Origin of the sequence: Corallococcus sp. 4LFB, assembly GCF_046520365.1 — a bacterium.
Taxonomy (GTDB): Bacteria; Myxococcota; Myxococcia; order Myxococcales; family Myxococcaceae; genus Corallococcus; species Corallococcus caeni.
This window is the reverse complement of the sequence record NZ_JBKGHJ010000234.1, coordinates 1-13042: the sequence shown is the minus strand read 5'-3', so window position 1 is coordinate 13042 and position 13042 is coordinate 1. Positions and strand designations below refer to the sequence as shown.

At 71.7% G+C, this 13042-nt stretch carries 9 protein-coding genes and 4 pseudogenes; 3 read left to right on the top strand and 10 right to left on the bottom strand.

Features of this window, described 5'->3' with window-relative positions:
- From tsaB to uppS, 5 genes and pseudogenes are all read right to left on the bottom strand, one after another.
- Window positions 1-452: pseudogene (gene tsaB / locus ACLEQD_RS23630) on the bottom strand (tRNA (adenosine(37)-N6)-threonylcarbamoyltransferase complex dimerization subunit type 1 TsaB); the annotation flags it as partial.
- A gap of 33 nt (window positions 453-485) precedes the next feature.
- Complete coding sequence (locus ACLEQD_RS23625; RefSeq protein ID WP_410386944.1) at window positions 486-971, bottom strand: septal ring lytic transglycosylase RlpA family protein; 486 nt, start codon at window positions 969-971, stop codon at window positions 486-488.
- 10 nt (window positions 972-981) lie between these two features.
- Entirely contained in the window at window positions 982-2613 is a 1632-nt protein-coding gene (gene rseP / locus ACLEQD_RS23620; RefSeq protein ID WP_410386943.1) for an RIP metalloprotease RseP, read from the bottom strand.
- Window positions 2614-2697: 84 nt separating this feature from the next.
- A complete protein-coding gene (locus ACLEQD_RS23615; RefSeq protein ID WP_171413562.1) occupies window positions 2698-3528 on the bottom strand; it encodes a phosphatidate cytidylyltransferase in 831 nt (276 codons plus the stop codon).
- Complete coding sequence (uppS, locus tag ACLEQD_RS23610) at window positions 3525-4322, bottom strand: polyprenyl diphosphate synthase (RefSeq protein WP_171413561.1); 798 nt, start codon at window positions 4320-4322, stop codon at window positions 3525-3527. The genes ACLEQD_RS23615 and uppS overlap by 4 nt, the downstream gene beginning before the upstream one ends.
- Before the next feature lie 286 nt (window positions 4323-4608).
- Here uppS and ACLEQD_RS23605 point away from each other — a divergent pair, with 286 nt between their 5' ends.
- Window positions 4609-5721 (top strand): protein kinase domain-containing protein, encoded by a 1113-nt coding sequence (locus ACLEQD_RS23605; RefSeq protein ID WP_410386941.1) that lies wholly within the window; start codon window positions 4609-4611, stop codon window positions 5719-5721.
- Window positions 5718-6658, top strand: a pseudogene (locus tag ACLEQD_RS23600) (RluA family pseudouridine synthase). Before ACLEQD_RS23605 ends, ACLEQD_RS23600 begins: the two are co-directional and overlap by 4 nt.
- Here the strand turns inward: ACLEQD_RS23600 and ACLEQD_RS23595 are convergent.
- Window positions 6655-7068: a secondary thiamine-phosphate synthase enzyme YjbQ gene (locus ACLEQD_RS23595; protein ID WP_171413557.1), complete on the bottom strand. Its 414-nt coding sequence runs from the start codon at window positions 7066-7068 to the stop codon at window positions 6655-6657. The pseudogene ACLEQD_RS23600 and the gene ACLEQD_RS23595 overlap by 4 nt on opposite strands.
- Window positions 7069-7109: 41 nt before the next feature.
- Here ACLEQD_RS23595 and dinB point away from each other — a divergent pair, with 41 nt between their 5' ends.
- Window positions 7110-8315, top strand: a complete 1206-nt coding sequence (gene dinB, locus ACLEQD_RS23590; protein ID WP_410386939.1) for a DNA polymerase IV — start codon at window positions 7110-7112, stop codon at window positions 8313-8315.
- Here dinB and pcnB read toward each other — a convergent pair.
- The 4 genes and pseudogenes from pcnB to ACLEQD_RS23570 all read right to left on the bottom strand — a co-directional run.
- Window positions 8230-10116 (bottom strand): polynucleotide adenylyltransferase PcnB, encoded by a 1887-nt coding sequence (gene pcnB, locus ACLEQD_RS23585; RefSeq protein WP_410386937.1) that lies wholly within the window; start codon window positions 10114-10116, stop codon window positions 8230-8232. The two genes, dinB and pcnB, sit on opposite strands and share 86 nt — an antisense overlap.
- Window positions 10117-10521: 405 nt before the next feature.
- Window positions 10522-11567 (bottom strand): annotated as a pseudogene (locus ACLEQD_RS23580) (phosphatase domain-containing protein).
- On the bottom strand, window positions 11564-12598 hold the full coding sequence (gene plsX, locus ACLEQD_RS23575) for a phosphate acyltransferase PlsX (RefSeq protein ID WP_410386935.1): 1035 nt from the start codon (window positions 12596-12598) through the stop codon (window positions 11564-11566). Before plsX ends, ACLEQD_RS23580 begins: the two are co-directional and overlap by 4 nt.
- A 10-nt stretch (window positions 12599-12608) precedes the next feature.
- A pseudogene (locus tag ACLEQD_RS23570) lies at window positions 12609-13042 on the bottom strand (MFS transporter); the annotation flags it as partial.

The window sequence follows — 13042 nt, the reverse complement described above, 5'->3', positions numbered from 1 at the left end:
CTGCGCCACCTCTTCCGGCGACATGGCCGTCTCCGGAGCCAGCGCCTCCACGGCGTGGCCCACGCGGCGGTAGGCGCCCAGGTACAGGTCGTCCTTGCGCGCCACGGCCAGGCAGAACAGCGGCACGCCCTCCGGCCCTCCAGCGCCACCGCCGCCAGCGACGACGCGCCGGCCACTTTCAGCCCCGTGGCGTACGCCAGCGCCTTCACCGTGGCCAGGCCGATGCGCAGGCCCGTGAACGACCCCGGCCCCAGGCCCACCGCCAGCCCCTCCAGGTCCTGGAGCTTCAGGCCGTGGCGCTGGAGCAGGTCCCCGACGACGCCCGGCAGCGCCTCGCTCTGCTTGTCGGGCGGAGGCACCACCACGTGCTCCACCGCGCGCACGTCCTCCCCCTGGCGTTCCACCAGGGCGAGCGACAGCGTCAGCGTGGAGGTGTCCAGCGCGAGCAACACGGGCGACATCCCTTCTTCTCGGTTCAAGACACTTCAGGCCGGAGCGGCCCAGAACTCCACCGGCACCCGCGACACGCGGTCGCCGCCGCACCGGTACAGCCGCACGCGCGCCAGGCCCTTGTCCAGCATGCCCAGCGCCTTCGCGGCGGCCTTCGACACGTCGATGATGCGGCCGTCCACGAAGGGGCCGCGGTCGTTGACGCGCACCTCCACCTGGCGGCCGTTCTCCATGTTCATCACCTTCACGCACGACCCGAAGCGCGCCGTGCGGTGCGCGGCGGTGAGGGCGTTCTGGTTGAACTTCTCCCCGCTGGCGGTGGGCCGGCCGTGGAGGCCCGGGCCGTAGAAGGACGCGATGCCTTCGCCCAGATAGTTGCGCGGCATCTTCTCCCGGCGCGTCACCTGGGTGCCGTCGTCACCGGAAGCAGCGGCCTGCGGCGGCTGGGGCCTGGCCGCGCGAGACGCGCAGCCAGCGAAGAATCCCATCCCCAGGAGCAGGAGCGCGGTCCGTCCTCGCATCATCACCTCGCTAGCGGGTCACGTCGTTGGTCACGGCCAGCAGCATCAGCAGGATGAGCAGCGCCAGGCCCACCATGTTCGCCACCTCGCGCACGCGCACGGGGATGGGGCGGCGGCGGACGCCCTCCCACGCCGCGGACAGCAGGTGGAAGCCGTCCAGCACCGGGATGGGCAAGAGGTTCATCACGCCCAGGTTGATGGAGATGATCGCCATCAGGTTGAGGAAGCTGTCCAGGCCCTGCTCGGCGCTCTTGGCGGCCAGCTGGTACATCATGATGGGGCCGCCAATCGTGCTGGGCGACACCTTGCCCACGAACAGCCCGCCCAGCACCTGCACCATCTGCCCGACGATTTTCGGGACGATGAGCGCGGCCTCCTTGAAGGCCTGCGCCGGGCCCAGGTCGATGGTCACCTTCTCCACCGGCGGCAGGTCCGCGCTGCTGAAGCTCCACGGGCGCACGCCGAACACCAGCGGGGCGCTCGTCTGGCCAAAGTCGTCGCGCGTCTTGAGCGGCGCCTGCGCCAGCTTCTCCGTGCGCTCGCCCTGGGCACCGCGCCACGTGAGCGTGAAGGGCTGGGCCTGCAGGCCGTTGAGCACCGTCGCCAGCTTGTTGAAGGACTTCAGCGGCGTGCCGTTGATGGCCACGATGCGGTCGCCCGGCTGGAGGCCCGCGCCCTCCGCCACGCTGCCCGGGGCCACGCTCGCCACGTAGAGGTCCACGGCCTCCGCGCCCAGCGCCGCCGCGCCCTCGCCGGCCTGACGCGGCAGCGTCACCTCCACGACCTCCGGGAGGCGGCCGGTGACGGCGCCCACGGCCACGGGGGCCAGGCGCGCCACGCGCAGCTTCAGGGGCGTGCCTTCCGGCACCTTGGCCACTTCCCGGTAGAGGGCGGCCTCGTCCTGCACGTGCACGCCGTTGACGGACAGCACGCGGTCGAAGCTGCGCAGGCCCGCGGCGGCCGCGGCGGACGTCGCCGGCACGCCCACCACCGGCGGCTGCGGGTAGGGGCTCACGCCAATCATCCCGCGCTCGACGGTGTCCACCGGGGACACCTCCGAGCTCTTCTCCGGCGTCACCTCCACCACCCGCTGCTGCCCCTCGCGCTCCAGGGTGACGGGCACGGGGCGGTTGAACTTGCCGACGAACGCGTCGCGCATGTCGTCGAAGGTGCGGACCGGCTCGCCCTCCACGGACAGGATGCGGTCCCCGGGGCGGATGCCCGCGGCGGCGGCGGCCATGTCCGGCGACACCATGCCCACGCGCGTGGACAGCGTCTCCTGGGGGCCCAGGAAGACGAAGAAGTAGACGAGGATGGGGAACAGCAGGTTGAAGGCCGGGCCCGCGAGGACGATGAGCCCGCGCTTCCAGGGCGGCTGCGCCAGGAAGCCGCGCGCCGCCTCTTCCGGCGGGAGCTCCTCGTGGGGCAGGTCCCCGGCCATCTTCACGAAGCCGCCCAGGGGCAAGAGCGCCACCTGGTACTCCGTCTCGCCCTTGGTGAAGCCGATGATCTTCGGCCCGAACCCGATGGAGAACTTGAGGACCTTCACCCCGCAGGCCTTGGCCACGAGGAAGTGGCCAAGCTCATGCACCGTCACGAGCACGCCCAGCAGGAGGATGAAGAACCCGAGGTTCTGGAGCATGGCCGGAAGAGTAATCGCGCCCCCTGGGACGGACAACGCACAACGCACGCCGCAAGGCGGGCGGGCAGGCGCGAAATCAGGCACTTACGGCAGCAGGTGCCTCACGAACTGCACATAGACGAACACCAGCGGCGCGTTGAAGATGAGCGCGTCGATGCGATCGAGCACGCCGCCGTGTCCGGGAATGAGCTTTCCGGAGTCCTTCACGCCGTAGGCGCGCTTGAGCATGGACTCGCACAGGTCGCCCACGGGGCCCAGCAGGCCGCCCAGGATGCCCAGCACCACACAGTCCCACACGGTGAAGATGGGGAAGAAGCCGAGCTTGGCGACGAACATGCCCAGCACGGAGCCGACCATGCCGCCGAAGAAGCCCTCCCACGTCTTGTTCGGGCTGACCGCCGGGTAGAGCTTGTGCTTCCCGAGGAAGCGCCCCGCGAAGTACGCCAGCGTGTCGTTGGCCCAGGTGATGGTCAGCGCGCAGATGACCCACGCGTGCCCTTCGCCGGGCAGCAGGCGCAGCGCGGACAGCGCGGTGAGGCCCACGGAGCCGTAGAGGAAGCCCGTGACGAGGTGCGCGGCCCGGGTGGGGGCCTCCGCGAGCGCGCCCCGGAACAGGTTGTAGATCCACGCGAAGAAGAAGAAGACGGACGTGAGCCAGAAGGCCGTCTCGCCGGTGCGCGCGGCGTCCCGCAGGGGGAGCAGCGGCATCACGAAGGCGAAGGCCATGCCCACCCACGCGGCGGCGCCCAGGCGCTTCTGCGTGATGAGGTAGTACTCCCCGGCGCACACGGCCGCGGCGGCGCCCAGGAGGATGGCGCTGTAGTACCCGCCCAGGAACAGCAGCAGGAGCACCAGCGGCAGCAGGGTGATGCCGGTGACAACGCGGATGAGGAGGTTCTTGTTCTTCTCGTTCACGCCTTGGCCCGCTGGGGGGTGTCGTCCCGGTTGACCTGGGCGGACGTCAGACCGAAGCGCCTCTCGCGGCCCTGGTACTGCGACAGGCAGCGCAGGAACTCCTCGGTGCGGAAGTCGGGCCACAGGGCGTCGGTGAAGCACAGCTCGGCGTACGCCAGTTGCCAGAGCAGGAAGTTGGAGATGCGCTGCTCGCCGCTGGTGCGGACGATGAGGTCCACCGGCGGCAGCCCGGCGGTCCACAGCCGCGACTCCAGGTCGTCGGCGTCCAGGTGCGCGGGGTCCAGCTCGCCGCGGGCGGCGGCCTGCGCCAGGTCGCGCGCGGCGCGCAGCAGCTCCTCGCGGCCGCCGTAGGAGAGCGCCAGGGTGAGCACCATGCCCGTGTTGTGGGCGGAGTCGGCCCGCAGGCGCTCCAGGGGCTCGCGCACGTAGCGGGGCAGCTTGTCCACCTCGCCAATGGCGTTGAGGCGGATGCCGTTGTCCAGGATCTCGGCGCGCTCGGATTCGAGGTACTCGCGCAAGAGCTCCATCAGCCCGGCGACCTCTTCCGGCGGGCGGGCCCAGTTCTGGGAGGAGAAGGCGTAGAGGGTGAGGGCCTGGACGCCCAGCCGACGGGCGGCGCGCGTCACTTCGCGAACGCTGACGCTGCCTTCGCGGTGACCCTCCAGGCGGGGCTGGCCGCGAAGCTCCGCCCAACGGCCGTTGCCATCCATGATGATGCCCACGTGGCGCGGGAGCGGCCGGGCCTTGACCTGGGCCTCGAGGGCGGTGGGCAACACGGTAAGAGGGCGATCCATGAAGCCGCGCACCCTAGCGGCGGCGCCGCGTCGCGTCCACGGGCGCGTGGCCGCCCGGTCCCTCTCCCCAGCCAGGCGGTCGTCCAGAGGGGGTGAACGGTTCATGAGGGGACATGAAAGCGACGAAGGTGGGCTTCCATGAGAACTCCTCATGGGTGGCCTTGCTCCTGGGTGCTCGGACGGCTGCTGGGGGCGTGAGTGTCCGGGGTCGGGGCGTCCGCTGCGTCTCAAGACATGTCTGCGTGTTTGACCGTGACGTGACGTGCTCCGTAGGATCCGCCCTCCCATGCCTCCCAAGGCCATTGGTCCCTACCGCGTGCTGGAGACGCTCGGCAGTGGCGGGGCCGGGACCGTCTATCGGGCCCTGGACCGCCGCAGCAACGACGAGGTCGCGCTGAAGCTCCTGTCGACGGGTGGCCCGTCGCTGGACGACCGCGCGGCACGCAGACTCGCGCGCGAATTCGAGACCCTGGCGGACCTGTCGCACCCCAACGTGGTGAAGGTCTTCGAGGCCGGTGTCCACGCGGGCCAGCCGTACCTGGCCATGGAGCTCATCGAGGGGCTCACGCTGCGCCACTACCTGGACGTGAGCTTCAGCGACCTGCACACGCCCACGCCCTCCTCGCGCGGCCCGCTCGCCATCCGCCGCACCGCGGACGACGACTTCGGCAGCGTCGACAGCCCGGACGAGGACGAGGACGACGACGTAGAGGACGACGGCACCTTCGACCTGAACGCCTTCGCGGAGGAAGCGCCCAGCGAGGACCTGGCCAGCTTCCACGGCGCCGAGGACGACTCGGACCCGGACGGGATGCGGGGGGTGGATCCGCGCCGCGCGGCCCCTCGCGCGCAGCCGCCCTCGCGCCCCGCCACGCCGAAGGTGGCGGACCTCAACCGTCCGGAGCGCATGGGCAAGCTGAAGGACGCCATGCTCCAGGTGTGCGAGGCGCTGGCGTACATCCACGGCCACGGGCTGGTGCACCGCGACCTGAAGCCGTCCAACATCATGGTGGACGACGACCGGCAGGTGCGGCTGATGGACTTCGGCCTGGCCAAGTTCCTCGCGGACGACGCGGGCATCACCGCGGACGGCAAGCTCGTGGGCACCTACCGGTACATGGCCCCGGAGCAGATTCTCGGGGAGCCGCTGGATGGGCGCTCGGACCTGTACAGCCTGGGCGTCATCCTGTACGAGCTGATGAGCGGGCGTCCGCCGTTCGACGCGAAAACGCCGCACGAGCTGTGGCGTCAGGTGCTGGAGACGGAACCCCCGCCGCTGCTCGCGCTCAACCTGCATGGCGACCCGCAGCTGGCGCGGGTGGCCCATCGCCTCATCCGCAAGGAGCCGGACGACCGGTTCCAGACGGCCGAGGAAGTGTACGAGGCCCTCTCCGAGTGACCACGACGACGACGCACACCCTCACCGTGGACGCCGCCAAGGCGGGCCAGCGGGTGGACCTGTTCGTGGGCGAGGCCCTGGGCCTGTCCCGCGCCCGCCTCAAGCGCCTCTTCGAGGAGGGCCAGGTGCGCGTGGACGGCCGCCCCGCGAAGAAGGGGCTCACCATCACCGAAGGCCAGAAGGTCACCGTGACGGTGGAGGAGGCCGTGCGCGAGGCCGTGCCCGACACGGACTTCCCGCTCGTCGTCCTGCACGAGGACCCTTCCCTGCTCTTCGTGGACAAGCCCGCCGGCCGGCCCTCGCACCCGCTGCAGCCGGGGGAGACGGGCACCGTCGCCAACGCCCTGGTGGCGCGCTACCCGGAGGTCGCGCAGGCGTCCCAGGACCCGCGCGAGGGCGGCCTGTGCCACCGGCTGGACGTGGAGACGTCCGGGGTGCTCGCCGTCGCCGCACGCGCGAGGCCTGGACGGCGGTGCGCGAGGCCTTCAGCAACCGTACGGTGGACAAGCGCTACCTCGCCCTGGTGACGGGCCCGCTGGCGGACGAGGGCGAGGTGGAGGTGCCGCTGCGCCACCACCCGCGCCACCCGGACCGCGTGGAGCCCGCCCCCTACGGCGCCGAGGACGCGCGCGAGGCGCTGTCCCACTTCCAGGTGCTGGCCCGCTCCGGGGACTACAGCCTCGTGGAGGTGCGCATCCTCACCGGCGTGCTGCACCAGGTGCGCGCGCACCTGGCGGGCGTGGGCGCGCCGCTCGTGGGGGACGCGCTCTACGGCGGCCGCGAGGCGCCGGAGTTGGGGCGGTTCTTCCTGCACGCCCGCTCGCTCACCGTGCCGCACCCGGTGACGAAGGAGCCCGTGAAGGTGGAGAGCCCGCTGCCGCCGGACCTGGTGGCGGAGCTTGCGCGGCACGGGCTGTCGTGGCCGGTGGCCGGCTAGTCCCCCATCACCTTGACGATGACGCGCTTGCGGCGCTGGCCGTCGAACTCCGCGTAGAAGCACTGCTGCCAGGGGCCCAGGTCCAGCTTGCCGGCGGTGACGGGAATCAGCACCTGATGGTGGACGAGCATGGACTTCAGGTGCGCGTCGCCGTTGTCCTCGCCGGTGCGGTGGTGGCGGTAGTCGGGGCCGGAGGGCGCCAGGTGCTGGAGCCAGTCCCAGATGTCCTCGTGGAGGCCGGGCTCGTCGTCGTTGACGAAGACGCCCGCGGTGATGTGCATGGCGGACACCAGCACCATGCCCTCCTGGATGCCGCTCTTCTTCACCAGGGCCGCCACGGTGTCCGTGAGGCGCACCAGCTCCCGGCGGGCCTTCGTCTCGAACCAGAGGTATTCGGTGAGGGTCTTCATGGGTCGCACTGTCAGAGGGGGCCACTAGAGTGACTCACGCCATGCGAGCCATCCTCCACGTGGACATGGACGCCTTCTATGCGTCCGTCGAGCAGCGCGACAACCCGTCCCTCCGGGGCAAGCCGGTCATCGTTGGCGGGCATGCACAGCGCGGCGTGGTGGTGGCCGCGTCCTACGAGGTGCGCCCCTTCGGCGTGAAGAGCGCGATGCCCATGGCCAGGGCGGTGAAGCAGGCGCCGCACGCCATCGTGGTGAAGCCGCGCTTCTCCGCGTACGCGGAGGCCAGCGAGCAGGTGTTCGCCATCTTCGAGCGGTACACGCCGCTGATTGAACCCCTGTCGCTGGACGAGGCCTTCCTGGACGTCACGGCGTCGGTGGGGCTGTTCGGCGCGGCGGCGGACATCGCGAAGCGGATCCGCCAGGAGATCGCCCACGAGCTGAAGCTGCCGGCGTCCGCGGGCATCGCCACGGCGAAGTTCGTGGCGAAGATCGCCTCCGACCTGGCGAAGCCCAACGGCCAGCGCGAGGTGCGGCCGGAGGAGACGGTGGCCTTCCTGGCGGGGCTGCCGGTGTCGCGGCTGTGGGGCGTGGGGCCCAAGACGGAAGAGGCGATGAAGCGCGCGGGGCTCTCCACGATTGGTGACGTGGCGACGCGGGACGTGGCGTGGCTGGAGGAGCGCTTTGGCGCGGCGAGCGCGAAGCACCTGTGGGAGCTGTCGCACGGCATCGACGCGCGCGACGTGGTGCCGGACCGGGCGGCCAAGAGCGTGGGCGCGGAGGACACGTTCGAGGAGGACCTGACGGGCGTGGAGGTGCTCAAGCCGCACGTGCACGCGCAGGCCCTGCGGGTGGCAAGGCGGCTGCGGCGCGCGGCGCTGAAGGGGCGCGTGGTGCAGCTCAAGCTGAAGTTCGCGGACTTCACGCTCATCACCCGGCGCACCACGCTGCGAGAGGCGACGGACGACGGGCAGGTCATCTACCGCGCGGCGCTGGAGCTGCTGGAGCGCGCCCACGAGGGCAAGGCCCTGCGGCTCACGGGCGTGAGCGTGCAGTTGGACGAGGACGAGGCGCAGCTGGGCCTGTTCCCGGCGGCGGCGCCGAAGTCGTCGAAGCTGAACGAGGCGATGGACCGCATCGCGGCGCGCTTCGGCAGCAAGGCCATCACCATGGCGGACATCGCCGGGGCGGAGGCGCCGGATGACGACGACCCGCGCTCCGAGCGGCCCCTTGAAAGGCCGAAGCGCTAGCACGTCGCGGACACGACAAGGGCCGGAGCACCGGAGCGCTCCAGCCCTTTCGCTTCAGCAGTCCCGCGGGAGCACTACCCCTCGCTGGCGTCGGAACCGGAGGAGGGGCCCGAACCGCCGCCCTCTCCGCTCCCCGTTGCCACGGCGGCGGCGGCGGCGACGGCGCTTGCGGCGGGGCCGTCCGCGTCCCTCCGCTGTTCGCACCGGCGCGCGGCGGCGGCACCTCTCCAGACTGCCAGGCCTCCAGCGCCTCACGGCCCTCGCCCGTGGCCTCCACCGTCATCGTGAAGACGGCCAGCGCCTCGTTGAAGAGCGGGTGGCGGCGGAAGGCGCCCGTCTTGCGGCGGCGCTCCCCGGTCAGCGTGCGCTGCATCAGCAGCAGCATGCGGCAGCGCTCGGCGATGCGGCGCGGCAGCCGGGCGGACTCCACGAAGCCGGCCAGCAGGTCCTCGATGACGCGCGACACGGACGCGCGGCCCTCGTCCTGCGAGTCGTCCGGCGGCGGCTGCGCGCGGCTGATGGGCACCAGCAACGTCGCCAGCAGGATGGCGTCGTCCAGCACCTCACCCGCGGACACGCGCTTATCCAGCGCCTGCGCGAAGGCGTAGAAGGTCTTCTCCCCTTCCTTGCCGTGCTCGCGCAGGTACGCGTCCACCGGCGGGAGAAGAATCTTCAGCGCGTCCAGCGCCGCCAGCAGCTTCAGCGCCGGGGCGGACACGCCGCCGCGGATGAGCCGGAACGTCTCCTCCAGCAGGCGCGCGGGCGCGCAGCGCGGCAGGTCCTCCACCGCGCCCTCCATCGCCGCGTACGTGCGCGACTCGATGTCCAGGTCCAGCTTCGCCGCGAAGCGCACCGCGCGCAGGATGCGCACCGGGTCCTCGCGCATGCGGATCTCCGGGTCGCCAATCGTCCGGATGAAGCGCTCATCCAGGTCGCGCCGGCCGCGCACGTAGTCGATGACCCGGCCTTCGGCCGCGTCGTAGAACAGGCCGTTGATGGTGAAGTCGCGGCGGCGCGCGTCCTGCTGCGCGGTGCCGAAGACGTTGTCGTGGGTGATGAGCAGGTCCTCGCCGGACTGCCCGTCTTCCGAGCCCGGCGCGCCCGGCGCGCCCGCCGCCGGCTCCAGCTCCGTCGGGTTCGCGCGGAAGGTGGACACCTCCACGATCTTCCCGCCCTTGAAATAGACGTGCGCCAGCCGGAAGCGCCTTCCGATGAGCCGGCAGTTGCGGAAGATGGCGCGCACCTCGCCCGGGTGGGCGCTGGTGGCCACGTCGAAGTCCTTGGGCTTCTTGCCCAGCAGCAGGTCGCGCACGCAGCCACCCACCAGGTACGCCTGGTGCCCGTGCTGGTGCAGCCGCAGCACCACCTTGAGCGCGTCCGGATCCATCTCGTCCGGGTCGATCTCCGCCGGCTCGCCCGTGCGCGTGGTGGTGGGCGCCTGCAGCTCCGGCTCGTTCGCGGCGGGCTCCGGCTCCGGCTCCAGGATGACGGCCTCGGGCTCCTCGGCTTCGTCACCCGCCTCTGCGGCGGCCTGCGCGTCCTCCGCCTCCGCGGCCTTCAGGGCCTCGGTGGCGGCCCGGATTTCGTCGCTGACCTCGGGGCCGGCGTCCTCGGCGTCGTCATCGTCGTCGAACCCGTCGTCCTCTCCCGCGTCCGCGGAATCGGGGGGCTCGGAAGGGGCCTCGGAGGCCCGGGAAGGGGTTTCGTGCTCGCTGGGGCGCTCGGCGGAGTCCGCGGGCGCCTGGGCCTCGGGGCGCTCGGGGCGCTCCTCGGGGCCTGTCAGGTCCAGGGGGGAAGACATGGGAAGAACCTCGCGCGCGGACCCGGATGCCTCGGCCGCTGCCGCCTCGAAGGAGGCCTCTCCGCGCGCGTCGTCTCCGGGCGCGGCTGGCAGCGTTCCGCCATGGGGCGGGAAATGGGTCGGGTCTCGCGTCATTCGCCTCGGAAGGGCAGCCGTCTAGCACGCATCCTCCCACCCATGGGGGTCGCGCTTAAGGACATTCTTCAGGGACGCCGGAGGTTCCTCATGGCCCCCCCGCCTGCCCTCCGTGCGCCCGCTGCCCGGCGAAGGCGCTTCCACTGGACAACACCCCGCCCACCCCATCCAGGGCCAGGGCCGGGCGTTCCAGGAGTTCGAGCCGCTGGACGGGCCCCAGTGCAGCCGGACAGGCAGTCACCCGGGCCCGGGGCGGCCGGGGCCAGGGACTCAGGACTGCGGCTTAAGCGTGCGTCCCTTGTGGGTCCGGGGCAGCGCGTGGGAGATGAGCGACACGTAGTCCACCGCCTGCACGCGCGGTGGGGGCGGCTGCGTGCCCAGCGCGGCCAGGCGCTTGCTGAACGCGGCCAGGATGTCCGGCACGGGCCGCATCGCCTTGAGCAGCGCGTTGGGCCCTCCATCGCCTGCGACAGCGCGATGGCCGCCTGCTGCAGCGGCAGTCCGCGCCGGAGCAGGTCCTGGAACGAGTTCGACAGCGTGATGATGTTGTGCCCCGCCGTCTGCACCATCTCCACGGCGATTTTCAGCACCTGCGGCGCCGTGAGGTGGCCGTCCGCCAGCAGCACCAGCGCCGCCTGGAAGTAGTTGAAGATGGGCACCACGCGCGGGCCGTAGGGCGTGAAGTGCGCGGGCGGCGTCAGCCGGTCCAGGTGGATGAAGATGCGCCGCACGGGGTCCGCGATGGGGATCTTCTTCCACGCCTCGTGCACCCGCGCGGCGTCGTCCGGGTACACCCCGCCCGCCTCCAGCACCTGGGACAGCACGCGCTCGTCCACGCGCCCCGCGATGAGGTCCGCGTAGAGCGAGTAGATGAACGCGTCCGCCTCCGCGTCGTCCCCGAAGAGGACCTCCTCCGCCTCCACCGGCGCGTTGACGCGGCTCTCCAGGATGGCGGGCAGCTTGTAGCCCACCTGTCCCCGGAGCGCCCGGAAGCGCCCGCGCAGCAGGTTGCCCACGTTGTCCTTGAGCACGAACTCGTCCCACTGGACGCCGTCCAGCTTGAGCTTCTCCTCCAGCACCGCGCGCATCTGCTTGGGGCTGCCGGACACGATGCACAGCCGCGAGTCCCCCTGCTCCGCCAGCTCGCGGATGAGGGCGGACGCCCCCGGCACGGCGACCTTCTCATGGGCCTTCTGGAAGGCGGTGCGGAACAGGTCGCGCAACGACTCGAAGTCCGTCTGAAGGTACGTCTTGTCCAGGTCCCACCGGTAGATGCGGCGCGGCGGAGGCGGGTCGATGCGGTCCGGCAGGCTCACTTCGCCAGGCCCTCCTGGATGGCGGTGCCCAGCTCGTTCGCTACCGCCTTCGCCGCCACCTTGCCCGCGTTCGCGATGGCGCGCGCCCTGGAGCGGCCGTGCGCCTTGATGAAGATGCGGTCGAACCCGAGGATGGGCGCGCCGCCGTACTGCTCCCAGTCCGTGATGTCCTTGAGCCGCTCGATGCCGGAGGACAGCATGGCCAGGCCCGCGCGCCAGCGCAGGCTCTCCTTGTAGGCGTACTGGGCCAGCTCCATCACCGTGTCGTGCACGCCCTCCAGCATCTTCAGGCACACGTTGCCCACGAAGCCGTCCGTGACGATGACGTCCACCGTGCCGCGCGGGATGTCGATGCCCTCCACGTTGCCCGTGAAGTTGAGCCCCGGCATCTGCGACAGCCGCTGGTGCGCCTCCACCACGCGGGGCGGGCCCTTCTGCGGCTCCACGCCGTTGGAGAGCAGCGCCACCTTGGGCCGCTCGTTGCGGGAGATGATGCGCGCGTAGGCGCTGCCCATGACGGCGAACGCCACCAGGTCCTCCGCGGTGGCCTCCACCGTGGCGCCCACGTCGAGGATGAGGCTGAAGGGGTCCTGCTTCGCGCCGCGCACGCCCCGCGTCGGGTACACCGTGGCCAGGGCCGCGCGGCGCACGCCGGGAATCAACTGGAAGTGGCGCTTGCACGCGAGCACGCCCGCGCCCGTGTTGCCCGCGGAGACGAGCGCATGCGCCTCCCCTTCCGCCACCAGCCGGGCGGCCACCGCGACGGAGGACTCGGGCTTGCGCGCCAGGGCCTCGCCGGGCTTCTCGTCCATGCCCACGTAGTCGCCCGCGTGGTGCACGGAGATGCGCTCCCCGTTGTGCTTGATGCCCGCCAGGGCCTCGTCGATGACCGGCCGGTCCCCCACGAGCAGCGCGTGGATGTGCGGAGACTCCAGCGAGAGCTGGGCGGCGCCTCGCACCACCTCCGCCGGGCCGTGATCGCTCCCCATCACGTCGAACGCGATGGTGATGTGCTGCGGCTTGCCCACCATGGTCCCCATCCTATGAGCTTTGCTCCGCGCCCGCTCCGGACATTCGCACCTGTGTCACCAGGGACAGTGCCAAAAGTCCACCCAGCGCCACCAGCACCGCGCCCGTCCCGTAGGGGGCCGTCGGCCCAGCCGGGTGAAGAGCAGCCCGCCCAGCGCGGGGCCCACGATGCGGCCCAGCGACCCGGACGCTTGATACGCCCCCAGCACCGCCCCCTGCCGCTCGGACGGCGCATGCAGGGACACCAGCGCGGACAGGCACGGCGTCACCAGCGCGGAGCCCACCGCCAGAAGGCCCATCACCGGGAAGAGCCACCCGTACGACGGCGCCACGGGCAGCAGCGCCAGCCCCGCCGCCGTCAGCCCGAAGCCCACCACGGCCACCGGGGCCTCCCGCCCTCCCCTGCCCCCCGGGCCACCGGACGCCGCATGGCCGGACGCGCCATG

Coding starts and splice junctions, on each gene's coding strand:
- ACLEQD_RS23605 (WP_410386941.1), top strand. CDS start 4,609: ATGCCTCCCAAGGCCATTGGTCCCTACCGCGTGCTGGAGACGCTCGGC.
- rseP (WP_410386943.1), bottom strand. CDS start 2,613: ATGCTCCAGAACCTCGGGTTCTTCATCCTCCTGCTGGGCGTGCTCGTG.
- ACLEQD_RS23595 (WP_171413557.1), bottom strand. CDS start 7,068: ATGAAGACCCTCACCGAATACCTCTGGTTCGAGACGAAGGCCCGCCGG.
- dinB (WP_410386939.1), top strand. CDS start 7,110: ATGCGAGCCATCCTCCACGTGGACATGGACGCCTTCTATGCGTCCGTC.
- pcnB (WP_410386937.1), bottom strand. CDS start 10,116: ATGTCTTCCCCCCTGGACCTGACAGGCCCCGAGGAGCGCCCCGAGCGC.
- uppS (WP_171413561.1), bottom strand. CDS start 4,322: ATGGATCGCCCTCTTACCGTGTTGCCCACCGCCCTCGAGGCCCAGGTC.
- ACLEQD_RS23625 (WP_410386944.1), bottom strand. CDS start 971: ATGCGAGGACGGACCGCGCTCCTGCTCCTGGGGATGGGATTCTTCGCT.
- plsX (WP_410386935.1), bottom strand. CDS start 12,598: ATGGTGGGCAAGCCGCAGCACATCACCATCGCGTTCGACGTGATGGGG.